Below are 26,132 nucleotides of genomic sequence, written 5' to 3'. Positions count from 1 at the left end.
ACAACCGTGTTTCTCACCTCCGCGTCCCGTCCCTCACAGCCCCTCCGCCAGGAGTTCCGCCAGGTGCAGCGCCCGCTGCCCGCCCAGTTGGGCGATCTGGGTGCGACAGGAGTAGCCGTCCGCGAGGACCGCGGTTCCCGCGTCCGCCGCGCGCAGCGCCGGGAGCAGCTGTTCCTCGGCGCAGGCCACCGACACCTCGTGGTGGCCCGGCTCGAAGCCGAAGTTTCCCGCCAGCCCGCAGCAGCCGCCGCTGAGCCCGCCGGTCAGCCCGGCCCGCTCGCGCAGTCGGCGCTCCGCGCCGTCGCCGAGGACGGCGTGCTGGTGGCAGTGGGTCTGCCCGACCACCGCGCGGTCCAGCCGGGGCGGCCGCCATCGCGGGGCGCGCTCCTCCAGCACCTGCGCGAAGGTCCGTACCGACGCGGCCAGCCGGGCCGCCCGCGGGTCGTCCGGGAGCAGTGCGGGCAGGTCGGTGCGCAGCGCCGCCGCGCAGCTGGGTTCCAGGACGACGACGGGGGCCCGTACGCCGCCCCCCTCGCCCGCCGCACCCGGCCCACCCACCGGATCCACCGCGTCCAAGGTGCGCCGCAGCACCGCGCGCGCCCGGTCGAGGCGGCCCGTGGACACGTACGTGAGCCCGCAGCAGAGCGCCGTCGAGCGGCCGCCGGCCCGGGACACCCGTAGCCCCGCCGCCTCCAGGACCCGTACGGCGGCCCGCCCGACCTGCGGGGACAGGTGTTCCGTGAAGGTGTCGGGCCACAGCAGCACCTCCGGGCCGTCCACCCCCGGAGCGAATGGCTCCCGCCACTCCCGGCCGAACGGCGCCCGCGCCAGCCGCGGCAGCGACCGTTCCCGGGCCAGCCCCGGCACCGGCACCACCCGCCCGACCGCGTTGACCAGCGGGGCGGCGCGCAGCGCGGCGATGAGGCGCAGCCACTGCGGGAGCCCGCCCATCGTGTAGTGGGCCAGCGGTCGGATCCGGCCCGCCCAGTGCCGGTGCAGGAACTCGCTCTTGTAGGCGGCCATGTCCACACCCACCGGGCAGTCGCTGCGGCACCCCTTGCAGCCGAGGCACAGGTCGAGGGCCTCGTGCACCTCGGCCGAGCGCCACCCGTCCGTGACGATCTCGCCGGCCAGCATCTCGTGCAGCAGCCGGGCCCGGCCGCGCGTGGAGTGCCGCTCCTCCCCCGTCACCCGGTACGAGGGGCACATCACGTCCGCGGCGGGCCCGGTGGACCGGCACTTCGCGACCCCCACGCACCGGGCGACCTCCCGGGCGAGCCCGCCTTCGGGCCCGGGCGCGGCCCCCTCCCCCAGCGGCAGCACCGCGAAGCGCAGGTTCTCGTCCAGTCGGGCCGGGCGGGCGAGCATGCCGGGGTTCATGCCGCCGGCCGGGTCCCACACGTCCTTGTACGCGCCGAAGAGGCGGACCAGCTCCGGTCCGTACATCCGGGGCAGCAGTTCGGCGCGCGCCTGGCCGTCGCCGTGCTCCCCCGACAGCGAGCCGCCGTGGGAGACGACCAGGTCGGCGAGCTCCTCGGAGAAGGTCCGGAAGCGGGCCACGCCCGCCGCGGAGACCAGGTCGAAGTCGATGCGGACGTGCACGCACCCCTCGCCGAAGTGCCCGTACGGCGTTCCGCGCAGCCCGTGCGCGGCGAGCAGGGCCCGGAACTCGCGCAGGTAGGCGCCGAGCCGGGCGGGCGGGACCGCGCAGTCCTCCCAGCCGGGCCAGGCCATCCGTCCGTCCGGCCCCCGCGTCGCCGTGCCCGCGGCGTCCTCGCGGATCCGCCACAGCGCGCGCTGTCCGGCCGGGTCGGCGATCACGCGCGCGTCCAGCGCGTCGGCGGCCCGTACGGTCTCGCGCGCGGCGCCCGCGTCCCGCGCCTCCACGAACAGCCAGGCGCCCCCGCGCGGCAGCGATCCGGCCTCCGCGTCCCCCACCAGGTCCGCCGCCATCCCCTCCACGGTCAGCGGTCCCAGCGGCAGCAGCCCCGCGGCCGCGTCCGCCGCCGCGCCCTCGTCGGCGTAACCGAGCACCACGAGGACCGGCGCGGGCGGCGCCTCCACCAGGCGCACGACGGCCTCGGTCACCACCCCGAGCGTGCCCTCGCTCCCGCAGAAGGCCCGGGCCAGCCGCACGCCCCGTTCGGGCAGCAGCGCGTCCAGCGCGTAGCCGGAGATCCGGCGCGCGAGGTCGCGGGGCATCCCGGTGCGCAGCGGTTCCAGGTTCTGCGCGACCAGGTCCCGCAGCCCGGTCGGGGCGCCGGCCCAGCCGGTGCCGATCCGGTGCGCGGCGCCCCCGTACGTGGTGACCGCGAGCTCGTGCACGTTGTCGGCGGTGGTGCCCCAGGCCACCGAGTGGGCCCCGCAGGCGTTGTTGCCGATCATGCCGCCGAGGGTGCAGCGGGAGTGGGTGGAGGGGTCCGGTCCGAAGGTCAGGCCGTGCGGGCGCGCCGCGTCCCGGAGCCGGTCGAGGACGAGGCCGGGCTGGACCACCGCCGTCCGCGCGGCCGGGTCCAGCGACACCAGGGCGTTCATGTGCCGGGTGAGGTCGAGCACCACGCCGGTCCCGGTGGCCTGGCCGGCGATGGAGGTCCCGCCGCCGCGCGGGACGACGGGCACGCCCGCGTCGGCGCACACGCGCAGGGCCGCCGCCACGTCCTCGGCGTCGCGCGGGGCGACCACGCCGAGCGGGACGCGGCGGTAGTTGGAGGCGTCCATGGTGGTCAACGCCCGGGCCGCGGCGCCGAAATCCACCTCTCCGCGCAGCTCGACCCGCAATGCCCGCTCAAGATCCCCGGTTCCCGTCACGCGAACACCCTGCCACCGGCCCCGCGCGTCTCACCGGGTGGACGCGCCTCCGAGGGGCGGCCCGGTACCGGATACGCTCCGCTCGTGGCTGAGATCCAGATTCCCGCTGACATCAAGCCCGCCGACGGACGTTTCGGCGCGGGCCCCTCCAAGGTGCGGACGGACGCGCTGGACGCGCTGGCCGCCACCGGTACCTCCCTCCTCGGAACCTCCCACCGACAGGCCCCGGTCAAGAACCTGGTCGGCTCGGTGCGGCGCGGCGTCCGGGACCTCTTCTCCCTCCCCGAGGGCTACGAGGTGATCCTGGGCAACGGCGGCTCCACCGCCTTCTGGGACATCGCGGCCGCCGGTCTGATCGAGCGGAAGTCCCAGCACCTCACCTTCGGCGAGTTCTCGTCCAAGTTCGCGACGGCCGCGAAGCTCGCGCCGTGGCTGGACGCGCCGTCCGTCATCTCCTCCGAGCCGGGGACGCACCCCGAGCCGGTCGCCGAGGCGGGCGTGGACGTGTACGCGTACACGCACAACGAGACCTCGACGGGTGTCGCCGCGCCCATCAAGCGCGTCGCGGGCGCCGACGAGGGTTCACTCGTCCTGGTGGACGCGACCTCGGGCGCCGGCGGCCTGCCGGTGGACATCACCGAGACCGACGTCTACTACTTCGCCCCGCAGAAGTCCTTCGCCTCCGAAGGCGGCCTGTGGCTGGCCGCGTTCTCCCCGGCGGCCCTGGAGCGCGCGGCCCGCGTGCACGCCTCCGGCCGGCACATCCCGGAGTTCTTCTCGCTGCCGACGGCGATCGACAACTCGGTCAAGAACCAGACCTACAACACCCCCGCGCTGTCCACCCTCTTCCTGCTGAACCAGCAGCTGGAGTGGATCAACGGCCAGGGCGGGCTGGACTGGGCGACCTCCCGTACGGCGGCCAGCGCGGCCAACCTGTACGGCTGGGCCGAGGCGTCGAAGTACGCGGAGCCCTTCGTCACGGACGCCTCGAAGCGCTCGTCGGTGATCGGCACGATCGACTTCTCGGACGACATCGACGCGGCCGCGATCGCCAAGGTGCTGCGCGCCAACGGCATCGTGGACACGGAGCCGTACCGCAAGCTGGGCCGCAACCAGCTGCGCGTGGCGATGTTCCCGGCGATCGACCCGGCGGACGTGCTGGCGCTCACCGCCTGCATCGACTTCGTGATCGAGAAGCTCTGACCGCACGGCACGGCACGGCACGGCGCCGCGCCGCGCCGCACGACCCCGCTCACCCGTGAGCCTTCCGGAACCCCCGGTGACGATCCGTCACCGGGGGTTCCGCGTTCGTACGCCCCGCCCCTACGCGACCCCTACGCGCCCCGCCCCGACACCCCGGGACTTTGGTCCCAAAAATCGGGGCAAAGAGCCCGCAAATGGAACATCTCAACCCCCCTGCCGGCCTGCGGATTCACCCCGCGGGACCTTCGGCAGGCCCCCTCCCCGTCCGCCCGGAGTCCTGCAACCAAGCGCCCTGGATGTCGCTCATGTCTGGTGTGCCGGGAAAAACCCCGGCCCGTTCAGGAGGAAATCCCATGCGCAAGGCACTTACCTTCTCGGCGATCGCCCTCGCCTCCTCGATGGCCCTGGCGGTCCCCACCGTCGCCTTCGCCGCCGATGCCGGCCCGACGGCGTCGAGCAGCCCCACCAAGGACGCCCACGCCCCCGGCAAGGACGCCCACGCCGCGCCGGCAGCCCTGAAGCTGTCGACCTCCACCGCCAAGCCGGGCGACTCCATCGCGCTCTCGATGGAGGTGCCGGACGGTTCGACCAACCTCCACATCTCCTCCAAGGCGCTGGACGACGTCAAGATGACCGACGGCCGGGGCGCCACCGCCAAGGTCGCCGAGGTGGCCGCGGGCAACTACGGCGTCTCCCTCACGGGCACGGGCCCCGACGGCCAGAAGATCCAGGCCAGCGCGCAGCTCACCGTCAAGTCCGGCAAGCCCGACCCCAAGCCGCAGCCGTCCACCCTCCAGCTCTCCACCGACTTCGGCCACCCCGGTGACAAGGTCGTCGTCACCCTCAAGACCACCGAGAAGAGCGCCTCCGTCTCCTCGAAGGCCTTCGGCGGCACGGTGAACCTGAAGAACGACGGCAAGGGCACCTGGACCGGCACCGCGACCGTCGCCAAGGACGTGAAGACCGGCTACTACGGCGTCGACGCCTTCGCCGGCGGCAAGAAGTTCGACACGGCCAAGTTCTCCGTCGAGGCCAAGGGCAGCAAGGGCGACCACGACCTGAAGCCCCTGAACCCGAGCGAGCACAAGAAGCCCAAGGGCTCCGTGAACACCGGCCAGGCCCCCGTCGGATACGTCGTCGAGGACACCGCGAACCATGGCTGACCAGCTCCTCCCCCGCCAGGGCGGCCGCGCACGCCGCGCGGCCGCCCTGGCGGGCGCCGCCGGCCTCGCCGCCGTCCTCGTCACCGGCTGCTCCGGCAGCGGCGCCGACACCAAGTCCGCCCCGGCGGGCGCCTCGAACGCCTCGGTCCTGGAGGCGTCGGTACCGGACCACATCAAGATCCCGGACATCAAGGTCGACGCCCCGCTCGACACGGTCGGCCTCGACGCCCAAGGCGTCATGCAGGAACCGGACTTCGCCAAGCCGAAGGACGCGGCCTGGTACAAGGAGGGCCCCACCCCCGGGGAGAAGGGCGCCGCGGCCGTCGTCGGCCACATGGACACCCCGCAGGCCCCCGAGGCCGTCTTCTTCAACCTCAAGCAGCTGAAGAAGGACGAGAAGATCGAGATCCACCGGGGCGACGGCACCACCGCCGTCTTCGCGGTGGACCACGTCGAGACCTACAAGAAGGACGCGTTCCCCACCGACACGGTCTACGGGGACACGCACGGCAAGGCCGAACTGCGCCTGATCACCTGCGGCGGCAAGCTCACCGCGGACCGCCACTGGGACGCCAACGTCGTGGTCTTCGCCCACCTCACGGGCAAGGCGTAGGCCGCGCCGGCCCCCGCGCGACCGGCGCGGCCCGGCGCGACCGGGCCGCCGCGACCGCGATACCTTCGGGGCTTCGGCATTCGATGAATGCGGTACAGCTGGGAGGCAGCGGCGTGAGCGTGCGAGTAACGGCGGCCGAAGGCGGCGTGGACCCCTTCGGGACGGCCCGGCTGCGACGCGGAGTCCTCGATTCCTGGGGCGCGGGCCCGACCCGCTTCCGGGAGGACGCCAACGCCGAGGAGGACCTGGCGCTCGGCGGCTACCGGGACCGGCTCGTCGTCGAGCTGGCCCAGAACGCGGCCGACGCCGCCGCCCGGGCCCACACCACCGGCCGGCTCCGGCTCACCCTGCACTCCGGCGAGGGCGGTCACGGCGTGCTCGCCGTCGCCAACACCGGCGCCCCGCTGGACGCCACCGGCGTGGAGTCCCTGAGCACCCTGCGCGCCTCCGCCAAGCGCGAGGCCGCCGGGGACCGGCCCGGCGAGAGCGCCTGGGACAGCGTCGGCCGCTTCGGCGTCGGCTTCGCGGCCGTCCTCGCCGTCACCGACGAACCCGCCGTCCTCGGCCGGCACGGCGGGGTCCGCTGGTCCCTGGTCGAGGCGCGCGAGTTGGCCCGGGGCGCCTCCCGGGGCAGCCCCGGCCTCGGCGACGAACTGCGCCGCCGCGACGGCCACGTACCGCTGCTGCGGCTGCCGTTGCCCGCCGAGGGCACCGCGCCCGACGGCTACGACACCGTGGTCGTCCTGCCGCTGCGCGACGCGGCCGCCGCCGACCTCGTCGAGCGGCTGCTGGCCGGGATCGACGACGCGCTGCTGCTGACCCTGTCCGGGCTGACCGAGGTGGTCGTGGAGACCCCGGCGGGCGTGCGCACCCTGCGCCGCCGCGCGGAGGGCCCGTACACGGTCATCGAGGACAGCGCCGCCGCCGGTGGCGACGGCGTCCGGCGTTGGCGCACCGTGCGGGACACCGGCGCCATCGCCCCCGAACTCCTCGCCGACCGGCCCGTCGAGGAACGACTGCGGCCCGCCTGGTCCGTCTCCTGGTCCGTGCCCGTCGACACGGACGGCGCGCCCGTGCGCCCGGCCACCGCGCCCGTCGTGCACGCGCCGACCCCCACCGACGAACCCCTCGGCATCCCCGCGCTGCTCATCGCGACCCTGCCGCTGGACACCACCCGCCGCCACCCCGCGCCCGGGCCGCTGACCGACTTCCTGGTGCAGCGCGCCGCCGACGCCTACGCCGCGCTCCTCGGCGCGTGGGAGCCGGTGAGCACCGCCCTGGTCGACCTGGTGCCCGGACCGCTCGGCAAGGGCGAGTTGGACGGCGCGCTGCGGGCCGCCGTGCTGGAGCGGCTGCCCCGGACCGCCTTCCTCGCCCCGGCCGCCGTGCCCGCCGCCGCGCCCGACGCGGATCCGGAGGAGGGCCGGGCCGCGCTGCGCCCCTTCGAGGCCGAGGTGGTGGAGGGCGCGGGCGCCGACACCGTACGGGTCCTGGCCGAGGTGCTGCCGACCCTGCTCCCCGCCGGGTTGGAGCGGCGCGCCGAGCTGCGCACCCTGGGCGTCGGGCGGCTCCCGCTCGGCGACGCCATCGAGCGGATCGCGGGCGCGGACCGGCCGCCGCACTGGTGGTACCGGCTGTACGACACCCTCGCGGGCGTGGACCCCGACCGCCTGTCGGGCCTGCCGGTACCGCTGGCGCCGACCGCCGAAGAGCCCGGGGGCCCCGGCGACCACACCGCGTTCGAGACGCACGACACGTACGACACGCACGACGCGTACGACGCCTTCGGTGGGCCGGAGCGCTCCGCCGCCCCCGGCATCCGCACCGCCATCGGCCCGCGGCACGTCCTGCTCCCCGGCCCCGAGACCCCGGACGGGCTGACCCGGCTCGGCCTCAAGGTGGCCCACCCGGACGCCGCGCACCCGCTGTTGGAGAAGCTGGGCGCGCTGCCCGCGACCCCGCGCGCCGTTCTGGGCACCCCGCAGGTGCGGGCCGCGGTGGCCGCTTCGCTGGATGCGGGCGAGATCTGGGACGAGGACGCGCTCGACCCCGACGAGCTGGCCGACATCGTGCTCGGCCTGATCCGCGGCGCCGCCCTCGCGCCCGGTGACGAACCCTGGCTGGGCGCCCTCGCGCTGCCCGACGAGGACGGCGAGCTCACCCCCGCCGGCGAACTGCTGCTGCCCGACAGCCCGCTGGCCTCGGTGATCCGCGAGGACGAGATCCCGTACGTCGACGGCGAACTGGCCGCGAAGTGGGGGGCGGACACCCTCGCCGCGTGCGGGGTGCTCGCCACCTTCCAGCTGGTGCGGGCCACCGACGTGGTGCTCGACCCGGACGAACTGGAACCGCGCGAGGGCGACTTCGCCGAGCCGGACGACGCGGGGCTGCTGGACGCGGTGGACGTCTGGTGCGAGGACCTGCTCGACCAGCTCCCCGAGACCCCGGTCCCGCCGGTCGCCACCGAGCTGGTCGCCGTACGGGACCTGGACCTGGTCGACGACGACTGCTGGCCGCGCGCGCTGGCCATGCTCGCGCAGCCGCCGCTGCGGGACGCCCTGACCCAACCGGTGCGGGTGTTGCTCCCCGACGGCACCACGCGGTCGGTGCGCTCGTACACCGCGTGGTGGCTGCGCGACCACCCGGTGCTCGACGGCCGCCGCCCGGCCGGGCTGCGCGCGGCGGGCGGGGACCCGCTGCTCGCCGGGCTGTACACGCCGGCCGACGCCACCGGCTTCGAGGACGAGCAGGTCCTGCGGGCGCTGGGCGTACGGACCTCCGTGGCCGCCCTGCTGGAGGAGCCCGGCGGCGCGGCCGAGCTGCTGGGGCGGCTCGGCGACCCGGACCGCGAGGTGAGCGGACACCAACTGCACGCCCTGTACGGGGCGCTGGCGGACCTGGACCCCGAGCAGGTCACGCTGCCCGACGCGCTGCGCGCGGTGGAGGACGGCGAGGTGGTCGTGGTGGACGCGGCCGACGCGCTGGTCGCGGACGCCCCGGACCTGCTCCCGCTGGCCGCGGGCCTGCCGCTGCTGCCGGTGGCTCCGGCGCGGGCGGCCGACCTGGCGGAGCTCTTCCAGGTGCGGCGGCTCTCGGACACGGTGGCCGCGGAGATCGACGCCCCCGGTGAGGAGCACGACGTACCGGAGCCGGTGCGGGTGCTGCTCGGGCCGGCCACGCCTGCGACGTACGTCGAGCACGAGGAGCTGCTCGCGGGCGGGGTCGAGCTGGACTGGCGTCGCACGCCGGACGGCACGGTGCACGCGGCCACGCTGGAGGGGGTGGCGGCCGGTCTCGCCTGGGCGGCGGGCCAGTGGCCGCGCCGCTTCGAAGTCGCCGCCCTCCTGGAGGACCCCTCCCGCACCCCGGAACTGGCCCGCGACCGCTGGTTCGACTGACCCCACGCCTCAATCGCCGGCGGGGCTGGACAATCCAGCCCGCCGGGCGATTGAGGGCCCGCAGCCCGGTGGAGCCTCCGGCGGCGCCTCAAACGCCGGCGAGGCTGAGGGTGACCACCCCCGGGCAATCCAGCCCGCCCGGCGTTTGAGGGCCCGCCGGAGGCCCCACCGGGCCCCAGCCCGGACACCTCATAACGGCAACCGGGCCCGCAGCCCGGTGGGGCCTCCGGCGGCGCCTCAAACGCCGGCGAGGCTGAGGGTGACCACCCCCGGGGCGGTCCAACCCCCGGCGGGGCAATCCAGCCCGCCCGGCGATTGAGGGCCCGCCGGAGGCCCCACCGGGCCACGGCTCGGGCACCCCGTGGCGGCACACGGACCCGGTCCGGGCTAGGCCGGGAAGCGGCGGTCCACCCAGCGGAAGACGAGCTCGATCAGGGCGGAGGCGACCACCGCGATGCCGACGGCGGTCCACGGCATCACCGCCCCCTCCAGCTTCAGCTGGAAGAAGTCCTGGAGCCACGGCACCACCAGGACGATCAGGAAGGCCGCGCCCATCGCACCGACCAGCGCGACCCGCCACCACGTGTACGGCCGGGCGATGATCGCCAGCACCCACATCGAGGTCAGGAAGAGCGCCAGGGTCGCGGCGCTGGTCTCGGCCTTGAGGGAGTCCGGCCCGGTGTAGTGGGCCCGCGCGATCAGGTACGTCACGAAGGTGGCCACGGCCGCGATCGCCCCGCCCGGAATGGCGTACCGCATGACGCGTTTCACGAAGTGCGGCTGCGCCCGCTCCCGGTTCGGCGCCAGGGCCAGGAAGAAGGCCGGGATGCCGATGGTGAGCGTGGACAGCAGGGTCAGGTGGCGCGGCAGGAACGGGTACTCGACCTGGCTGCACACCACCAGGACGGCCAGCAGCACCGAGTAGACCGTCTTGGTCAGGAACAGGGTGGCGACCCGGGTGATGTTGCCGATCACCCGACGCCCCTCGGCCACCACCGAGGGCAGGGTCGCGAAGCTGTTGTTGAGCAGCACGATCTGCGCCACCGCACGGGTCGCCTCGGAGCCCGAGCCCATCGAGACGCCGATGTCGGCGTCCTTGAGCGCGAGGACGTCATTGACCCCGTCGCCCGTCATGGCCACGGTGTGGCCCTTGGACTGGAGGGCCGCGACCATGTCCCGCTTCTGCTGCGGGGTGACCCGGCCGAAGACCGAGTTCTCGTCGAGGACCTTGGCCAGCTCGGCCTGGTCGGTCGGCAGGTTGCGGGCGTCGACGGTGTTCTCGGCGCCCGGCAGGCCCAGCTTGGCCGCGACCGCGCCGACCGAGACCGCGTTGTCGCCGGAGATGACCTTCGTGTGGACGTTCTGCTCGTCGAAGTAGCGCAGGGTGTCGGCGGCGTCGGGGCGCAGCCGCTGCTCCAGCACCACCAGGGCGGTCGGCTTGACGGCGCTGGTGAGCTGCTCGTCGTCCAGCTCGCGGGCGGAGCGGGCGAGCAGCAGGACGCGCAGGCCCTGTTCGTTGAGGTCGTTGATCTCGTCGAGGGCGGGGTCGCCGACGGGCAGCAGGACGTCGGGGGCGCCGAGCAGCCAGGTGGAGTTCTCGCCGTCGCCCTCGCTGAAGCTGGCGCCGCTGTACTTGCGGGCGGAGGAGAAGGGCAGCGACTCGGTGCAGCGCCACTCCTCGCTGTCGGGGTAGGCGTCGATGATGGCCTGGAGGCTGGCGTTGGGCCGCGGGTCGGACTCGCCGAGGGCGCCGAGGACCCTCTTCACGTACGCCGCGTCCGCGCCGCCGAGCGGGCGCAGCTCGGTGACGTCCATGCCGCCCTCGGTGAGGGTGCCGGTCTTGTCGAGGCACACGACGTTCACGCGGGCGAGGCCCTCGATGGCGGGCAGCTCCTGCACCAGGCACTGCTTGCGGCCGAGCCGGATGACGCCGATGGCGAAGGCCACGGAGGTGAGCAGGACCAGCCCCTCGGGGATCATCGGGACGATGCCGCCGACGGTGCGGGCGATGGAGTCCTTGAGGTTGGAGTCCTTGCCGACCAGCTGGCTGATGATCAGGCCGATGGAGGTCGGGATCATCATCCAGGTGACGTACTTGAGGATGGTGGAGATGCCGGTGCGCAGCTCGGAGTGGACGAGCGTGAAGCGGGAGGCCTCTTCGGCCAGCTGGGCGGCGTAGGCCTCGCGGCCCACCTTGGTGGCGGTGAAGGCGCCGCCGCCGGCGACGACGAACGAGCCGGACATCACGGGGTCGCCGGGCTTCTTGAGGACGGGGTCGGCCTCGCCGGTGAGCAGCGATTCGTCGATCTCCAGGCCGTCGGCCTCGCCGGTGACGCCGTCGACGACGACCTTGTCGCCGGGGCCGAGCTCGATGACGTCGCCGAGGACGATCTCGGAGGTGGAGATCTCGGCGGTGGCGCCGTCGCGGCGGACGCTCGGTTTGGCCTCGCCGATGACGGCGAGGCCGTCGAGGGTCTTCTTGGCGCGCAGTTCCTGGATGATGCCGATGCCGGTGTTCGCGATGATCACGAAGCCGAAGAGGCTGTCCTGGATCGGCGCGACGAACAGCATGATCACCCAGAGCACGCCGATGATCGCGTTGAACCGGGTGAAGACGTTGGCCCGGACGATGTCCGGGGTGGAGCGCGAGGAGCGCACGGGGACGTCGTTGACCTCACCGCGGGCGACCCGTTCCGCGACCTCGGCGGTGCTCAGGCCGCCGGCCCGGAAGCGCGGTGCGGGCGGCGCCACCGGGTGCACCGGGTCCAGCTCCGCCCCTGCGTCGATGGCGGTGGTGCCGGCGGTGGTGCCGCCCGGCTCCGGCCCGTCGGAATCTATCCTCGCCCGCTGCGTCATGCTTTCGACGGTAAAGGGCCTTCGAACGGTTCACCCGCCGAGCAGTACGAAGATCCGACTTCGGGATGACCCGAATCGTCCCCCGGTACGCCCTTTAACCGGCGGTCTGGTTCCCGGGGGGCTTGACTGCGGCCCCCGACGCCTGTTCGGCCGCCCGGGTCTCGGCCGCCCGGGCAGCCGCGTGGCGCTTGAGGGCCGCGTCGCGGCCGCGGACGTACCAGACGCCGATGAGGCCGAGCACGCCGCCCGCCGCACAGCACCACACCCACCACAGCAGGTCGTGGTCCGCGAACCAGCCGTAGAACGGCAGCTGGACGAGGAAGAGCGCGAACCAGAGGATCGTGCCACCGGTGACGGTCGCGACGATCGGGCCCTCCAGGGGCTCGGGCGCCTCGTGCTGTGCGGTCCATTTCGCCATGTCACCAGTCTATTGGGCGTCGGAGCGGGGCCCACGGCGGGCGCCCGATCACCTCCCGCCCGACTCCCGCCCGACTCCCGATCGCCTCGCGCTCGACTCCCGCTCACCTTCCGGGTCGCCTCCGGGCCGCCGCCACGCCCCTTTCACCCCTTGGCTCTACGCGCGGAGATGGACGCCACAGTTCTCATCTGTTCATACTGAAACGGTTTGCCTATGACGGGTTTCATTCGTATGAACCCACCAAAACGAACCAGTTTGAGGACCGCATGAGCACCTCGGCACCTGCCGCGGCCCCCACTCCGACGCCCACCAACGGCGTCGACCGCTACTTCAAGATCTCGGAGCGCGGTTCCACCGTCGCCCGCGAGATCCGGGGCGGCTTCGCCACCTTCTTCGCGATGGCCTACATCATCGTGCTGAACCCGATCATCCTCGGCAGCGCGAAGGACATGTACGGCCACCAGCTCGACGGCGGCCAGCTGGTCACCGCCACCGTGCTGACCGCGGCCTTCTCCACCCTGCTGATGGGCGTCATCGGCAACGTGCCGATCGCGCTCGCGGCCGGGCTCGGCGTGAACACCGTCGTCGCCCTCCAGCTCGCCCCGCGCATGAGCTGGCCCGACGCGATGGGCATGGTGGTCCTGGCCGGCTTCGTCGTGATGCTGCTGGTCGCCACCGGGCTGCGCGAGCGGGTCATGAACGCCGTGCCGCTGGGCCTGCGCAAGGGCATCGCGATCGGCATCGGCCTCTTCATCATGCTGATCGGCCTGGTCGACTCGGGCTTCATCTCCCGGATGCCCGACCTCGCGCACACCACGGTCCCGCTCCAGCTGGGCAGCAACGGGCACCTGCACGGCTGGCCCGTGCTGATCTTCGTCGTCGGCGTCCTGCTCACCCTGGCGCTGATCATCCGCAAGACGCCCGGCGCGATCCTGATCTCGATCGTCGCCATGACCGTCGTCGCGGTCGTCGTCCAGCTGGTCACCGAGCTGCCGAACGAGGCCTGGGGCCTGACGGTCCCCGAGCTCCCGGGCAACCCGGTGGCCGCGCCCGACTTCGGACTCGTCGGCCAGGTCAGCCTGTTCGGCGGCTTCCACAAGGTCGGGGTGCTGACCGGCGTCCTCTTCGTCTTCACCGTGCTGCTGTCGTGCTTCTTCGACGCGATGGGCACGATCCTCGGCGTCGGCGACGAGGCCAAGCTGATCGACGCGGACGGCAACTTCCCCGGCATCAACCGGGTCCTGCTGATCGACGGCCTCGCCGTCGCCTCCGGCGGAGCGACCTCCTCCTCGGCCACCACCTGCTTCGTGGAGTCCACGGCGGGAGTCGGCGAGGGCGCGCGCACCGGCCTCGCGAACGTGGTGACAGGCGGCCTCTTCACCGTGGCGCTGTTCCTCACGCCGCTCGCCACGATGGTCCCGTCGCAGGCCGCGACCCCCGCCCTGCTGGCGGTCGGCTTCCTGATCCTGGCGGGCTCGGTCAAGGACATCGACTGGAGCGACTTCACCGTCGCCGTCCCCGCCTTCCTGGCGATGACGATGATGCCCTTCACCTACTCGATCACCAACGGCATCGGCATCGGCTTCGTGAGCTTCTGCGTGCTGCGACTGGCGACCGGCCGGGGCCGTGAGGTCCCGGTGGCCATGTACGTCGTGTCGGCGGTGTTCGTCTTCTACTACGCGATGCCCGCCCTGGGCCTCACGTGATCCTCACCTGAGCCCCGCCTCACGTGAGGATCACGTGAGGCCGTAGAACCTCTCCGTCTCGTCGACCGCCACCTTGAAGCGCTCGTCGAAGTCGTCGCGAATGAGCGTCCGGACCACATAGTCCTGGACGCTCATTCCGCGTTTTGAGGCGTGTTCCCGGAGCCGGTCCAGCAGCTCCCCGTCTATCCGCATGCTGAGCACATGAGTCCCCATGCCCACAGGGTCGGGCCACGGGGCGTGGACGCGTGTCACTTTCCGGAGCCGACTCACCCGTACGAGTGACGAAAAGAAGCCGGTGTTCTTTAGCTAGAGTAATGAGTTACTCTAATGAACATGCAAGACCTTTCCCATGGCGACGACGTCGCCGCCGTGAACGACCTCCGGTCCGCCGTGATGCGGCTCGGCCGACGCCTCAAGCACCAGCGCGTCGACGAGTCGCTCAGCCCGACCGAGATGTCGGTCCTCGGCACCCTCGCCCGCTGTGGCCAGGCCACCCCCGGTGAGCTGGCCCGCCGCGAGCACGTACAGCCGCCGTCGATGACCCGCATCGTCGCGCTGCTGGAGGCCAAGGGACTGGTCCGGCTGGAGCCGCACCCCGACGACCGCCGCCAGAAGGTGGTCAGCCAGACCGAGGAAGCCGAGGCGATGCTCGAAGAGAGCCGCCGCAAGCGCAACGCCTTCCTGGCCGGGCTCGCGGCCGAGCTGACCGAGGACGAGTGGGCCAAGCTGCGCGAGGCCGCACCCGTCCTGGAGAAGCTCGCGCACTTGTAATCGAACACGCCAGGAGGCGCACCCTTGAGTACGGGAAACGGAGCAGACTCCGCACCCGGCCACACATCCGCTCCCAACGCCACACCCGCTTCACCCGCTTCACCCGCCGGCACCACCAAGAACTCGATGTTCAGCTCGCTGAAGATCCGCAACTACCGGCTCTTCGCGACGGGACAGGTCGTCTCGAACACCGGCACCTGGATGCAGCGCATCGCCCAGGACTGGCTGGTCCTGTCGCTGACCGGCTCGGCCAGTGCCGTGGGCATCACCATCGCGCTGCAGTTCCTGCCGATGCTGATGTTCGGCCTCTACGGCGGCGTCCTCGCCGACCGGCTGCCCAAGCGGCCGCTGCTGATCGCCACCCAGAGCGCCATGGGCCTGACCGGGATCGCGCTCGCCGCGCTCACCCTCGCGGGACACGTCCAGGTCTGGCACGTCTACCTGGCCGCCTTCCTGCTCGGCCTCGTCACCGTCGTCGACAACCCGGCCCGACAGTCCTTCGTGTCCGAGATGGTCGGACCGGACCAGCTCGGCAACGCCGTCAGTCTGAATTCGGCCAACTTCCAGTCCGCGCGGCTGGTCGGCCCGGCACTGGCCGGCGTGCTGATCACCGCCGTCGGATCCGGCTGGGCCTTCCTGCTGAACGGGCTGTCCTTCGCCGCGCCGATCGCGGGGCTGCTGCTGATGCGGGCGCACGAGCTGCACCGCACGGAGGTCCAGCCGCGGGCCAAGGGCCAGCTGCGGGAGGGCCTGCGCTACGTCGCCGGTCGGCCCGAGCTGATCTGGCCGATCGTGCTGGTCGGCTTCATCGGAACCTTCGGCTTCAACTTCCCGATCTGGTTGTCGGCCTTCACCAGTGACGTCTTCCACGGCGACGCGGGCACGTACGGCCTGTTCAACACGCTGATCGCGGCGGGCTCCCTCGCGGGTGCGCTGCTGGCGGCCCGGCGGGCGCAGTCCCGGCTGCGGGTGCTGGTCGCGGCGGCCGTGCTGTTCTCCGTCCTGGAGATCGTGACCGCCTTCGCGCCGGGGTTCTGGTTGTTCGCGCTGCTCCTGGTGCCGATCGGGATGTTCGGGCTGACGGTCAACGTCACCGCGAACTCCAGCGTCCAGATGACCACCGATCCCGAGATGCGGGGGCGGGTCATGGCGCTGTTCATGATGGTCTTCACCGGGGGTACGCCGGTGGGCGCGCCGCTGGTCGGTTGGGTGACGGACACCTACGGGGCGCGGATCGGCATGGCGGCGGGGGGTGCGGTGGCGCTGGTCGCTGCGCTGGCGATCGGGCTGGTGCTGTCCCGGGTCGGGAACCTCCGGCTCCGCGTGGACCGCCACCACGGCCTGGCCCTGGTCCCCCGCCAGCCCTCCCGAACCCTGGTCCCCGCGGCCTGACCCGGCCCCGGCCCTCGCCCTCAATCGCCGGGCGGGCTGGGATCGGCGCGGCCCCGAGCCCACCCCCGGCACTGCCCTCAATCGCCGGGCGGGCTTGATCAGCCCCGTTCAAGCCCCGCCGGCGTTTGAGGCGCCGCCGGAGGCACCACCGGCCCGCGGCCGCCCCACATGCCTCCGGCGGGCCCTCAAACGCCGGGCAGGCTGGATTTGCCCCCGCCGGGCGGGACCCACCTAAGCCCCGCCCGGGGGTACCTCCCAGCGGTAGCTGGGGAGTTTGAGGCGCCGCCCGGTGGGCCGGGAACGGGGTCGCGCTAAGGTCGGGGGATGAGACTGTTCGCGGCCGTGTTGCCGCCCGCGAGGGCCACCGCGGAGCTGGCGACGGCCGTGCGCGCCGTCTCCGCCGCGCCGGACCTCCGCTGGACCGCACAGGCCGGCTGGCACTACACCCTCGCCTTCATGGGCGAGGTCGGGGAGGAGCTCCTCCCCGACCTCCACGCCCGCCTGGCGCGGGCCGCGGCGAAGTCGGCCCCCTTCACGCTCCGCGTGCACGGCTCGGGCCACTTCGGCGACCGCGCCCTCTGGGCCGGCGCGGCCGGCGGCCTGGACGGCCTGCGGATGCTCGCCGAGGCCGCCGACGCCGCCGCCCGGCGGGCCGGCGTACCCATGGAGCAGCACCACCGCTACACCCCGCACCTGACCCTGGCCCGCAGCTCCGAAGGCACGGACCTGCGCCCGTACACCGAGGCCCTCGCCGGCTTCGAGGGCACGCCGTGGCCGGTGCGCGAGCTGAGCCTGGTGCGCAGCAACCTCACCCCGGCGGACGGGCCCCGCTACGACGTCGTCGGGGCCTGGCCGCTCGGCGGCTGACCCCGACGCGTTAGTCTCAACAGGTGGATCCCAAGACCCGTAACCGTGTGATGGCCGGTGTGCTCGTACTGATGTTCGTCGTCGTGGCGGTGGCCGCCGCCGTCGGACAGTAGGCGGCGGCCACCGCACCCGCCGCTACCAGGCGAAGGCCTCCGGCGAGGCGCCCGGTCCCGGGAAGATCTCGTCGAGGCCGTCCAGCACCTCCTGCGAGAGCTCCAGCTCGACCGCGCGCAGCGCGGAGGCGAGCTGCTCCGGCGTACGCGGCCCGACGATCGGACCGGTGATGCCGGGGCGGGTCAGCAGCCAGGCGAGGGCCACGTCACCCGGCTCCAGGCCGTGCTTGTCGAGCAGGTCCTCGTACGCCTGGACCTGTGCCCGCACCGTGCTGTTGGACAGCGCGTCCGCCGAGCGGCCCGTGGCGCTGCGACCGGATTCCGCGGACTTGCGGATGGCGCCGCCGAGCAGCCCGCCGTGCAGCGGGGACCAGGGGATGACGCCGAGCCCGTACGCCTCGGCGGCCGGGATGACCTCCATCTCGGCGCGCCGCTCGGCCAGGTTGTAGAGGCACTGCTCGGTGACCAGGCCCAGCCGCCCGAGCCGCGCCGCCGCCTCGTTGGCCTGGGCGATCTTCCAACCGGGGAAGTTGGAGGAGCCCGCGTAGAGGATCTTGCCCTGCTGGATCAGGACCTCGACGGCCTGCCAGATCTCCTCGAAGGGGGTGTTCCGGTCGACGTGGTGGAACTGGTAGACGTCGATGTGGTCCGTGTTCAGGCGCTTGAGGCTGGCCTCGACGGCCCGCCGGATGTTCAGCGCCGAGAGCCGGTCGAAGTTCGGCCACGGGTCGCCCTCGGCGGCCATGCTGGCGTAGACCTTGGTGGCGAGGACCGTCTTCTCGCGGCGGCCGCCGCCCTGGGCGAACCAGGTGCCGATGATCTCTTCGGTGCGGCCCTTGTTCTCGCCCCAGCCGTAGACGTTGGCGGTGTCGAAGAAGTTGATCCCGGCTTCGAGCGCGGAATCCATGATCGCGTGGCTTTCCGGCTCCCCGATCTGGGGGCCGAAGTTCATCGTGCCGAGGACAAGTCGGCTGACCTTGAGGCCGGTGCGTCCGAGCTGCGTGTACTTCATGGGGCCCAAGCCAACTGCTTGGAGCGCGCTCGAAGCAAGACCCTTCGGTGAAGGGCGTGTTACAGCGCCCCCGGCACCCCGGCCACCGCGTACGGCGCGCCGATCCCCCAGGCCTGGTGCATGACGGCCGCGAACTCTCCGGCGAGCCGGTGTTCGCCCGAGGCGCTGGGGTGGGTGCCGTCGTAGGTGTCGTGGCTCAGGGCGTAGTCCTGCGGGCGCGCGGCCAGCAGCAGCGGCGAGGCGTCGGTGGAGAGGTCGGCGACGGCCTTGGCGAGCAGCTCGTTGAAGCGGGCCACCTCGCTGGCGAAGGGCGCGTCCACATCGGCGCGGACGTTGGGGATGACGGGGAGCAGCACCATCCGGATGCGGGGGCGTGCGGCCCGGGCCGCGGCGACGAACAGCCGGACGTTGGCGGCGGTCTGCTCGGCGTCCGTGTAGAAGCCGAGGTCGATCAGGCCGAGGGAGACGAGCAGCACGTCCGGCCGGTGCGTGCGGGCGGCGTCGCCGATGAGCGGGACCATGTGCTGCCAGCCCTCGCCCCAGCCGGCCAGGTGGCGGCGGGCGTGGTCGGGGAAGTCGGGGTCGGCGTAGACGTGGCTGGTCGGCGCGTCGGCGCAGGTGTCGTAGACCTCGCTGCGCGGACCGACGATCTCGTGGGGGCCGCCGAAGTGGGCGCTCAGGTGCTGCCACATCCGGTAGCGCCAGGTGAAGTCGCCGGCGCGTCCGATGGTCATGGAGTCGCCGACGAACATGAAACGCATCCGGTCATCATCGCGGATCACCGCCCGGCTGCCCACGTGATGCCGGACACGCGGGTACGCGGGTACGCGCGCGGGCCTGGCAGGCTGGGGGGATGCGCCCGCTCCTGCCTGCCGCCGCCGTCACCACCGCCGTTGCCACCGCCGTCACCGCCTTCGCGGCCCTCGCCGCACTGGCGGCGGGGACGGGCGTCGCGGCCGCCGCCGGGTCACCGGCGCCCGCCCCGGGGTCCTCCTCCTTCACGATCTCGGACCCGCGGATCAAGGAGTCCAGCGGGCTGGCGGCGAGCAAGCTCCATCCGGGGATCTACTGGACGCACAACGACAGCGACGACGGGCCGTACGTGTACGCCGTCGACTCGGCCACGGGCCGCACGGTCGCCCGCGTCACGATGGAGGGCGTCGGCGCCCCGCGCGACGTCGAGGCGATCTCGCTCGGCCCGGACGGGCAGCTCTACGTCGGGGACATCGGCGACAACCTGGGCGGCACCTGGGACCACGTGTGGATCTACCGCTTCCCGGAGCCGGCGCAGCTCGGCGACGTGACGGTCAAGCCGGTGCAGTACACGGTGCGTTATGCGGACGGGCCGCGCAACGCCGAGGCCCTGATGGTCCATCCGGTGACCGGACGCGTGTACATCGCGAGCAAGAGCGAGGACAAGGGCGGCCTGTACGAGGGGCCCGAACACCTGTCGGCGTCGGGGAGCAACGAGTTCCGCCGGGTCGCGGACGTGCCGTGGGTGACGGACGGGGCGTTCTCGCCGGACGGCGGGAGCCTGACGCTGCGCGGGTACTTCTTCGCGCGGACCTTCCCCTGGAAGGACGGCAAGCCGCAGGGCGAGGGCGCCCGGGTGGACGCGCCGTGGCAGGGGCAGGCGGAGTCGGTGACGTACACGCCGGACGGCAGGACGCTGATGTTCGGGTCGGAGGGGGCGAACAGCCGGGTGGTGGCGGTGCCGGTGCCGGGGGCGGCTCCGCCGCCGAAGCCGGGGTCCACGCCGTCGCCCGGGGGGACGCCCGCCACCACGGGGTCGGCGGACGCCCCCGACGGGGGCAACTTCGGCGTCGGGGCGATGGTCCTCCTCGGCGCCACGGCGCTCGTACTGCTGGGCAAGCGGGTCGTCGGCCGGGGCCGCCGCGACGCCTGACCCTGCGGGGTGCGGGGGCCCGGGCAGCGGCGCCTCAAACGCCGGCGAGGCTTGAAGTGGGCCACGCCCAGGACGGCCGGCCAAAATCCAGCCCGCCCGGCGCTTGAGGGCCCGCCGGAGGCACGCGGGACGGCCGCGGCCCGCCGCGCCTCCGGCGGCGCCTCAAACGCCGGGCGGGCTGGAGGGGGCCACGGCTACGCCTTGGGGGCGCGACCCCCCGGCAGCCCGCCCGCGAGCCTGCGGATGCCCTCCGTCAGGTCCGCCGCCGTGGCCGCGGTGGCGGGGTTGAAGCGCCACTGGACCATGACCCCGGTCAGCAGCGCCTGGTAGACCGCCCCCAGCGTCCGTACGTCGTCCTCGTCGAGGTCCTCCTCCGGGATGCCCGTGAACAGGGCGATCAGGCCGCGCCGCCCCTCGCCCTCCGAGGCCGCCAGCATGGCCGCCAGCTCCGGCATCCGGTCCGGGGCGAGCGCGATCTCCGTGCTGGCCGCCCACATCGCCGTGAACTGCTCGTGCCGGCCGAGGATGCCCTCCCAGACCGAGGTGAAGCGGTCCAGCGTGCCGCCCTCCCCCGTCACCTCCGGGGTGACCGCGGCGCCCCAGTCCTCCGCGATCCCGATGAACGCCTGGATCAACAGGGCGTCCTTGGAGCCGTAGTGGTAGCCGATCGAGGCGAGATTGGCGCCGGACGCGCTGACGATGTCCCGCGCGGTCGTGCGCGCGAAACCCTTCGCCAGCAGGCACTTCTTGGCACCTTCGAGCAGATCTTCACGATGTCCCATGCCCCCGAGGATATACGAGCGTTCTATACAGACGTTCCATACATCCGTACTAGACAAGCGTTTATGACGCTTGTACATTGCTGCTCATGACGAACCCCGCAGCACGTCTCGCAGGTCGCCGGGAATGGATCGCCTTCACCGTCCTCCTGCTCCCCCTGCTCCTGGTCTCGATGGACGTCTCCGTCCTCTACTTCGCGATCCCCTCCATCACGCAGGAGCTGGATCCCACGGCGACGCAGCAGCTGTGGATCTTCGACAGCTACGCCTTCGCACTCGCCGGACTGCTCATCACCATGGGTTCGCTCGGTGACCGGATCGGCCGCCGCAAGCTGCTGCTGATCGGCGCCGCCGCCTTCGGCCTCGCCTCCGTCTGCGCCGCCTACGCCACCAGCGCCGAGATGCTCATCGCCGCCCGCGCCCTGCTCGGCATCGGCGGCGCGACCCTGATGCCGTCCACGCTGGGGCTCGTGCGCAACCTCTTCCAGGACGACAAGCAGCGCGGCCGGGCCATCGGCATCTGGTCCGGCGCGATGGCCGGCGGCATCGCCCTCGGCTCGGTGATGAGCGGGCTGATCCTGAACCACTTCTGGTGGGGCTCGGTCTTCCTCATCAACGTCCCCGCGATGCTGCTCCTGCTGGTCCTGGTCCCCGTGCTCGTACCGGAGTTCAAGGACCCCGCCCCCGGCCGCTTCGACCTGCTCAGCGTCCCGCTCTCGATGGCCGCCGTGCTCCCCGTCGTCTACGGCCTCAAGGAGATCGCCGCCGAGGGCTTCGAGCCCCTCTACCTCGGCTGCCTCGCCGCCGGACTGCTCTTCGGGCTCCTCTTCGTCCGCCGCCAGCTCACCCGCGACGACGCCATGATCGGCCGGGACCTCTTCCGGGGCCGCGGCTTCGCCGCCGGGGTCGCCTTCAACACCGTCGCCGCCTTCGCCATGATGGGCTCGGCCTACTTCACCACCCAGTACCTCCAGTCCGTCCTCGGCATGGGCACCCTGGAAGCCGCCCTGTGGTCCCTGGCCCCCTCGGTCGCCGTCGGCGTCGCCGCCCCCGCCTCCACCGCGCTCGGCCAGAAGTACGGCCGCCCCGTCGTCATCGCCGGCGGGCTCGTCATCGGCGCCGCCGGATTCGCCGTCCTCGCCCTCACCGGCACCGACTCGCTGTGGCTGCTGCTGACCGGCGCCGCCGTCCTCGCCTCCGGCATGGTCACCGTGATGGCGCTCGTCTCCGACATGGCCCTCGCCTCGGCCCCCGCCGAGAAGGCCGGTTCCGCCGCCTCGGTCCTGGAGACCGGCAGCGAGTTCGGCGGGGCGCTCGGCATGGCCCTGATGGGCAGCCTCGGCACCGCCGTCTACCGCGGCGACCTGACCGACGCGCAGCCCGCCGTACGGGAGACCCTCGGCGGGGCCGCCGCGGTCGCCCACCAGATCGGCGGTGCGGCCGGGGAGACCGTACTGGCCGCCGCCCGCGCAGCCTTCGTCCACGGCATGCACACCGCCTCCTACGGCGCCACCGCCCTGCTGCTGGTCGCCGCGGTCATCGCGGTGACCCGGGTCCGGCGCACCGAGGCCGGCCGGGCGGCACAGCCGGAGCACCCCCCGGTCCTCGCCGGCTGAGGGGCGCGGGGAGAACGGATGAAGGGGCCCGGGGTCTCCCCGGGCCCTTCCCGCGTAACCTGCCGCTATGGATCAGGACATGGTGGGGATGACCGGGCGGGTCACCGGCACGGTGGGGCCCGGACTCGTGGGCGAGGTCATCGTCCGGATCCGGGGCGGCGCGGAGCACTTCCTGGCCCACCCGGCGCTGAACGAGCGGGAGTCGATCCCCGTCGGCACGGTGGTCACGGTGGTCGAACACCTGCCGCCGCGCACGGTGTACGTCACGGCCGCCTACGTCAGCTGACCCTCTCTTGACCTGCGCCTGACCTCCCGCCGCCCCTCCGCCGACCCACTGGCGAGCGCCGCGGCGGCCGGCCTCCGCGGCGTTGCGTATCAAGATTGCGACAAGGACCCGCTCGCGTCTTCACGCCAAACGGCGACGGGCGCAGACTCGCCCTCATCGGTGCCGCAACGGCACTGCACTAAGGGGGCGTTTGCCGATGGCTATCGGCGTCGTGGCGGGACTCGTTCTCGCCGCACTACTCGTTCTGATCGGCCTCTTCAAGCTCATGTGGCGGGTGGCCGAGCCGAACGAAGCACTTGTCATCTCCGGCTCCACGCACAAGACCGAGGGTCTCGGCGAGGGCATGGGCTTCCGGATCGTCACCGGCCGCGGCACGCTCGTCCTGCCCGGCGTCCAGGCGGTCCGGAAACTGTCCCTGGACCTGAACGAGACCCAGCTGCTGGTGGACTGCGTGACCCACCAGGGCATCCCGCTCAAGGTCAAGGGCGTGGTGATCTTCAAGGTCGGGGACGACATGGTCTCGATCGCGAACGCGGCACGGCGTTTCCTGGACCAGCAGAAGATGATCCCGGAGCGCGTGCACATCGTGTTCGCCGGTCACCTGCGCTCCATCGTCGGCGGGCTGACGGTCGAGGACATGATCCGCGACCGCGAGAAGCTGACCGGCCAGACCCGGGCGGCCTGCGGCAGCGAGATGGAGAAGCTCGGCCTGATCGTCGACTCGCTCCAGATCCACGAGATCGAGGACCCGACCGGCTACATCAAGAACCTCGCGATGCCGCACGCGGCCGCCGTCCAGCGGGACGCGCGGATCGCCCAGGCCGACGCGAACCTGCTGGCGACCGAGGCCGAACAGGCCGCCTTCGCCCGCATGTCGGAGGCCACCCGGGACAGCGAGATCCTCCAGGCGGGCTACCAGGCCGAGCGGGACAAGGCCGCGGCCTCCTCCCGCCAGGCCGGTCCGCTCGCGGACGCCGCCGCCCGCCAGGAGGTCGTCGTCCAGGAGACCCGGGTCGCCGAGCTGGAGGCCAACCGGCGCGAGCAGCAGCTCCAGGCGGACGTGCGCAAGCCCGCCGACGCCAAGGCCTACGAGCAGCGCACGCTCGCCGAGGCCGACCGCGACTCCCGGATCTCGGCCGCCCAGGCCAAGGCCCAGGAGACCGAGCTCGCGGCAGCCGCCGAGGCCACCCGGGTCAAGACGGCGGCCGCCGCCGAGGCCGAGGCCATCGAGGCCCGCGGTCTGGCGGCGGCGAAGGCCACCCGGGCCACCGGTGAGGCCGAGGCCGCGGCGACGCAGGCCAAGGGCCTCGCGGACGCCGAGTGGGCGCGGGCCAGGGGCCTGGCGGAGGCGGACGCGGCGAAGGCCAAGGGTCTCGCCGAGGCCGAGTCCATCAAGGCGCGCGCGGCGGCCCTGGCCGAGAACCAGGAGGCCGTGGTCGCCCAGCAGCTCGCCGAGAACTGGCCCAAGATCGTGGAGGCGGGCGCGAGCGCCTTCGGCAACGTCGAGCACATGGTGCTGCTGAACGGCGCCGAGGGCATGTCGGAGATGTTCGCGAAGGCCCTCACGATGGGCGGCACCGGACTGGGCCTCGCGCGCCAGCTGCTGTCGTCGATGAACCAGGCGCCGAACGCCCAGGGCGGTGCGACGGGCAGTGCGACGGGCGGTGCGACGAGTGCGGTGACGGGCAGTGCGACGGACGCGGTGACGGGCGCCCCGAAGACGTTCGTACCGGCGCCGGGCGCCCCCTCGGCGAACGGCGTCCAGCCGATCCCGATCACCGAGGACGAGCGGGCGTGACCCACGGCCCGGGGGGCGGCGGGCCCGCGCCCGCCGCCCACCGGGCCCGGGCCGTTCATCGGGGGGCCCGCTCCCCCGCGGCCGACTCGTCCAGCCGGTACTGCTCGCTGTCCGCGCGGTAGCCGTACAGCTCCGCGTAGCGGCCCCAGTCGGTGGCCGTCTCCAACTGCTGCTCCAGTTGCTCGCTCGTGTAGTGGTGCGCCAACAGGTCCCGGAAGAAGCCCGCCCGCTGGGTGCCGCCACCCGAGCGGCGCAGGGTCGTGGTGATCAGGTGGACCAGCGGGGCCTCCATCGCGCCCTGCGCGAAGAGCTCCTTGGACTCCTGTACGTCGGCCCCCGCGAAGGCGATCCCGCGCGGGGTCAGCACCAGGTGCAGGTCCCGTACCTCGGCCAGCCCGAGCAGTTCCAGACCGTCCACCAGGGGCAGTACGTCGTCCACCTCCAGCCCCAGCTCGTCCGCGAGGTCCGCCAGGTCCTCGCTGTTGTCGCGGCCGCGCTGGAGCACGATCTCGGCGAGGCCCGCCATGCCGTCCACGCTGGCCGCCGGGAGCGGGGTGTTCGCGGGGGTCCGGCGCGCGGGCGGGGCGGCCGGGGCGGCCGCCTTCGCGGTCCGCCCGGTCATCACCGCGTACACCGCGTCGACCACCCGCTCGAACTCGGGCGCCGTCCGGTCGCGCGGCCGCTCCAGCGCCACCTCGAAGGTCTCCTTGATCGTGCCGTAGGGACGCGAGCCGAGGACGACCACCCGGTCCGCCATCAGTACGGCCTCCTCGATGTTGTGCGTCACCAGCACCACGGCCTTCGCCGGGAAACGGCCCGAGACCCACAGCTCCATCAGTTCGCCGCGCAGGTTCTCGGCGGTCAGCACGTCCAGCGCGGAGAACGGCTCGTCCATCATCAGCACGTCCGGCTCGACCACCAGCGCGCGGGCGAAGCCGACGCGCTGGCGCATGCCGCCGCTCAGCTCCTTCGGGTAGGCCGACTCGAAGCCGTCCAGACCGATCAGGTCGATGGCCTCCACCGCCTGACGGGCCCGGGCCGCACGGTCCACGCCCTTGGCCTCCAGGCCGAGTTCCACGTTCTGCTGGACCGTCAGCCAGGGCAGCAGCGCGAAGGTCTGGAAGACCATCGCGGTGCCCGGATTGGCCCCGCGCAGCTCCTCGCCCCGGTAGGTGACCGCGCCCGAGCTGACCGGGACCAGCCCGGCCAGGCAGCGCAGCAGGGTGGACTTGCCGCTGCCGGACTTGCCGAGCAGGGCGACGATCTCGCCCTCGTGGATGTCGAGGTCGATGCCGCCGAGCACGGGCAGTTCGCCGTCGGCGCCGGCGTAGGACTTGGTGAGCCCGGCGGCCCGCAGGATGGTCGGCGGGGACGTCGGCGAGGGCGTCGGCGAGGGCGTCGGCGAGGGCGTCGGCAGCGTCATGGCG

20 protein-coding genes are annotated in these 26,132 nt (G+C 73.1%); 12 read left to right on the top strand and 8 right to left on the bottom strand.

Annotated elements, in window-relative coordinates; translation table 11 throughout:
* Window positions 1-33: 33 nt before the first annotated feature.
* On the bottom strand, window positions 34-2,808 hold the full coding sequence (locus ACIQWR_RS25525) for an FAD-binding and (Fe-S)-binding domain-containing protein (protein ID WP_404013679.1): 2,775 nt from the start codon (window positions 2,806-2,808) through the stop codon (window positions 34-36).
* An 84-nt stretch (window positions 2,809-2,892) separates the two neighbouring features.
* Between ACIQWR_RS25525 and serC the strand changes: the two genes are divergently transcribed.
* From serC to ACIQWR_RS25505, 4 genes are all read left to right on the top strand, one after another.
* Window positions 2,893-4,011 carry a phosphoserine transaminase gene (gene serC / locus ACIQWR_RS25520; RefSeq protein WP_404013676.1) on the top strand — a complete coding sequence of 373 codons (1,119 nt, stop codon included), beginning with the start codon at window positions 2,893-2,895 and terminating at the stop codon, window positions 4,009-4,011.
* A 353-nt stretch (window positions 4,012-4,364) separates the two neighbouring features.
* Window positions 4,365-5,174, top strand: a complete 810-nt coding sequence (locus ACIQWR_RS25515) for a hypothetical protein (RefSeq protein WP_404013673.1) — start codon at window positions 4,365-4,367, stop codon at window positions 5,172-5,174.
* Window positions 5,167-5,787 carry a class F sortase gene (locus ACIQWR_RS25510; protein ID WP_404013670.1) on the top strand — a complete coding sequence of 207 codons (621 nt, stop codon included), beginning with the start codon at window positions 5,167-5,169 and terminating at the stop codon, window positions 5,785-5,787. Before ACIQWR_RS25515 ends, ACIQWR_RS25510 begins: the two co-directional genes overlap by 8 nt.
* Before the next feature lie 83 nt (window positions 5,788-5,870).
* Complete coding sequence (locus tag ACIQWR_RS25505; protein ID WP_404013667.1) at window positions 5,871-9,185, top strand: sacsin N-terminal ATP-binding-like domain-containing protein; 3,315 nt, start codon at window positions 5,871-5,873, stop codon at window positions 9,183-9,185.
* A 387-nt stretch (window positions 9,186-9,572) separates the two neighbouring features.
* Here ACIQWR_RS25505 and ACIQWR_RS25500 read toward each other — a convergent pair whose 3' ends face one another.
* Window positions 9,573-12,041, bottom strand: coding sequence for a cation-translocating P-type ATPase (locus ACIQWR_RS25500; RefSeq protein ID WP_404013664.1), 2,469 nt, complete (start codon window positions 12,039-12,041; stop codon window positions 9,573-9,575).
* A 94-nt stretch (window positions 12,042-12,135) separates the two neighbouring features.
* Window positions 12,136-12,459, bottom strand: a complete 324-nt coding sequence (locus tag ACIQWR_RS25495; RefSeq protein ID WP_404013662.1) for a DUF2530 domain-containing protein — start codon at window positions 12,457-12,459, stop codon at window positions 12,136-12,138.
* Between the two features lie 266 nt (window positions 12,460-12,725).
* Between ACIQWR_RS25495 and ACIQWR_RS25490 the strand changes: the two genes are divergently transcribed.
* A complete protein-coding gene (locus ACIQWR_RS25490; protein ID WP_399266668.1) occupies window positions 12,726-14,165 on the top strand; it encodes an NCS2 family permease in 1,440 nt (479 codons plus the stop codon).
* 30 nt (window positions 14,166-14,195) lie between these two features.
* On the opposite strand, the gene ACIQWR_RS25485 is transcribed toward ACIQWR_RS25490, so the two are convergent.
* Entirely contained in the window at window positions 14,196-14,378 is a 183-nt protein-coding gene (locus tag ACIQWR_RS25485; RefSeq protein ID WP_283458154.1) for a ribbon-helix-helix protein, CopG family, read from the bottom strand.
* Between the two features lie 120 nt (window positions 14,379-14,498).
* On the opposite strand from ACIQWR_RS25485, the gene ACIQWR_RS25480 reads away from it, so the two are divergent.
* The 3 genes from ACIQWR_RS25480 (at window position 14,499) to thpR (ending at window position 17,195) form a co-directional block, all read left to right on the top strand.
* A complete protein-coding gene (locus ACIQWR_RS25480) occupies window positions 14,499-14,936 on the top strand; it encodes a MarR family winged helix-turn-helix transcriptional regulator (RefSeq protein WP_404013659.1) in 438 nt (145 codons plus the stop codon).
* A gap of 24 nt (window positions 14,937-14,960) precedes the next feature.
* Window positions 14,961-16,328 carry an MFS transporter gene (locus tag ACIQWR_RS25475; RefSeq protein ID WP_404013656.1) on the top strand — a complete coding sequence of 456 codons (1,368 nt, stop codon included), beginning with the start codon at window positions 14,961-14,963 and terminating at the stop codon, window positions 16,326-16,328.
* A 324-nt stretch (window positions 16,329-16,652) separates the two neighbouring features.
* On the top strand, window positions 16,653-17,195 hold the full coding sequence (thpR, locus tag ACIQWR_RS25470) for an RNA 2',3'-cyclic phosphodiesterase (protein ID WP_404013653.1): 543 nt from the start codon (window positions 16,653-16,655) through the stop codon (window positions 17,193-17,195).
* 135 nt (window positions 17,196-17,330) lie between these two features.
* Here thpR and ACIQWR_RS25465 read toward each other — a convergent pair whose 3' ends face one another.
* Complete coding sequence (locus tag ACIQWR_RS25465) at window positions 17,331-18,320, bottom strand: aldo/keto reductase (protein WP_404013651.1); 990 nt, start codon at window positions 18,318-18,320, stop codon at window positions 17,331-17,333.
* Window positions 18,321-18,379: 59 nt separating this feature from the next.
* A complete protein-coding gene (locus ACIQWR_RS25460) occupies window positions 18,380-19,081 on the bottom strand; it encodes a GDSL-type esterase/lipase family protein (protein ID WP_404013648.1) in 702 nt (233 codons plus the stop codon).
* 92 nt (window positions 19,082-19,173) lie between these two features.
* Here ACIQWR_RS25460 and ACIQWR_RS25455 point away from each other — a divergent pair, with 92 nt between their 5' ends.
* A complete protein-coding gene (locus ACIQWR_RS25455; RefSeq protein ID WP_404013646.1) occupies window positions 19,174-20,226 on the top strand; it encodes a WD40 repeat domain-containing protein in 1,053 nt (350 codons plus the stop codon).
* A 194-nt stretch (window positions 20,227-20,420) separates the two neighbouring features.
* Here the strand turns inward: ACIQWR_RS25455 and ACIQWR_RS25450 are convergent, their stop codons facing one another.
* Window positions 20,421-21,008: a TetR/AcrR family transcriptional regulator gene (locus ACIQWR_RS25450; RefSeq protein WP_404013643.1), complete on the bottom strand. Its 588-nt coding sequence runs from the start codon at window positions 21,006-21,008 to the stop codon at window positions 20,421-20,423.
* Between the two features lie 86 nt (window positions 21,009-21,094).
* Here ACIQWR_RS25450 and ACIQWR_RS25445 point away from each other — a divergent pair, with 86 nt between their 5' ends.
* From ACIQWR_RS25445 to ACIQWR_RS25435, 3 genes are all read left to right on the top strand, one after another.
* Entirely contained in the window at window positions 21,095-22,621 is a 1,527-nt protein-coding gene (locus tag ACIQWR_RS25445) for an MFS transporter (protein ID WP_404013641.1), read from the top strand.
* Window positions 22,622-22,688: 67 nt separating this feature from the next.
* Window positions 22,689-22,907 carry a hypothetical protein gene (locus ACIQWR_RS25440; RefSeq protein WP_404013638.1) on the top strand — a complete coding sequence of 73 codons (219 nt, stop codon included), beginning with the start codon at window positions 22,689-22,691 and terminating at the stop codon, window positions 22,905-22,907.
* 196 nt (window positions 22,908-23,103) lie between these two features.
* Complete coding sequence (locus ACIQWR_RS25435) at window positions 23,104-24,705, top strand: SPFH domain-containing protein (RefSeq protein ID WP_404013635.1); 1,602 nt, start codon at window positions 23,104-23,106, stop codon at window positions 24,703-24,705.
* 55 nt (window positions 24,706-24,760) lie between these two features.
* Here the strand turns inward: ACIQWR_RS25435 and ACIQWR_RS25430 are convergent, their stop codons facing one another.
* Window positions 24,761-26,128 carry a nitrate/sulfonate/bicarbonate ABC transporter ATP-binding protein gene (locus ACIQWR_RS25430; protein WP_404013632.1) on the bottom strand — a complete coding sequence of 456 codons (1,368 nt, stop codon included), beginning with the start codon at window positions 26,126-26,128 and terminating at the stop codon, window positions 24,761-24,763.
* Between the last annotated feature and the right edge of the window lie 4 nt (window positions 26,129-26,132).

Origin of the sequence: Streptomyces sp. NPDC098789 (assembly GCF_044759975.1) — a bacterium.
Lineage (GTDB): Bacteria > Actinomycetota > Actinomycetes > Streptomycetales > Streptomycetaceae > Streptomyces.
Note: the sequence above shows the minus strand (reverse complement) of the source record. Positions and strands in the feature narration are given on the sequence as shown.

Bases quoted from the DNA above. Each gene is read 5' to 3' on its own strand.
- ACIQWR_RS25450 (WP_404013643.1), bottom strand. From the start codon at position 21,008: ATGGGACATCGTGAAGATCTGCTCGAAGGTGCCAAGAAGTGCCTGCTG.
- ACIQWR_RS25445 (WP_404013641.1), top strand. From the start codon at position 21,095: ATGACGAACCCCGCAGCACGTCTCGCAGGTCGCCGGGAATGGATCGCC.
- ACIQWR_RS25490 (WP_399266668.1), top strand. From the start codon at position 12,726: ATGAGCACCTCGGCACCTGCCGCGGCCCCCACTCCGACGCCCACCAAC.
- thpR (WP_404013653.1), top strand. From the start codon at position 16,653: ATGAGACTGTTCGCGGCCGTGTTGCCGCCCGCGAGGGCCACCGCGGAG.
- ACIQWR_RS25435 (WP_404013635.1), top strand. From the start codon at position 23,104: ATGGCTATCGGCGTCGTGGCGGGACTCGTTCTCGCCGCACTACTCGTT.
- ACIQWR_RS25485 (WP_283458154.1), bottom strand. From the start codon at position 14,378: ATGGGGACTCATGTGCTCAGCATGCGGATAGACGGGGAGCTGCTGGAC.
- ACIQWR_RS25465 (WP_404013651.1), bottom strand. From the start codon at position 18,320: ATGAAGTACACGCAGCTCGGACGCACCGGCCTCAAGGTCAGCCGACTT.
- ACIQWR_RS25480 (WP_404013659.1), top strand. From the start codon at position 14,499: ATGCAAGACCTTTCCCATGGCGACGACGTCGCCGCCGTGAACGACCTC.
- ACIQWR_RS25500 (WP_404013664.1), bottom strand. From the start codon at position 12,041: ATGACGCAGCGGGCGAGGATAGATTCCGACGGGCCGGAGCCGGGCGGC.
- ACIQWR_RS25495 (WP_404013662.1), bottom strand. From the start codon at position 12,459: ATGGCGAAATGGACCGCACAGCACGAGGCGCCCGAGCCCCTGGAGGGC.
- ACIQWR_RS25455 (WP_404013646.1), top strand. From the start codon at position 19,174: ATGCGCCCGCTCCTGCCTGCCGCCGCCGTCACCACCGCCGTTGCCACC.
- ACIQWR_RS25460 (WP_404013648.1), bottom strand. From the start codon at position 19,081: ATGCGTTTCATGTTCGTCGGCGACTCCATGACCATCGGACGCGCCGGC.
- ACIQWR_RS25440 (WP_404013638.1), top strand. From the start codon at position 22,689: ATGGATCAGGACATGGTGGGGATGACCGGGCGGGTCACCGGCACGGTG.
- ACIQWR_RS25430 (WP_404013632.1), bottom strand. From the start codon at position 26,128: ATGACGCTGCCGACGCCCTCGCCGACGCCCTCGCCGACGCCCTCGCCG.
- ACIQWR_RS25510 (WP_404013670.1), top strand. From the start codon at position 5,167: ATGGCTGACCAGCTCCTCCCCCGCCAGGGCGGCCGCGCACGCCGCGCG.
- ACIQWR_RS25505 (WP_404013667.1), top strand. From the start codon at position 5,871: ATGAATGCGGTACAGCTGGGAGGCAGCGGCGTGAGCGTGCGAGTAACG.
- ACIQWR_RS25515 (WP_404013673.1), top strand. From the start codon at position 4,365: ATGCGCAAGGCACTTACCTTCTCGGCGATCGCCCTCGCCTCCTCGATG.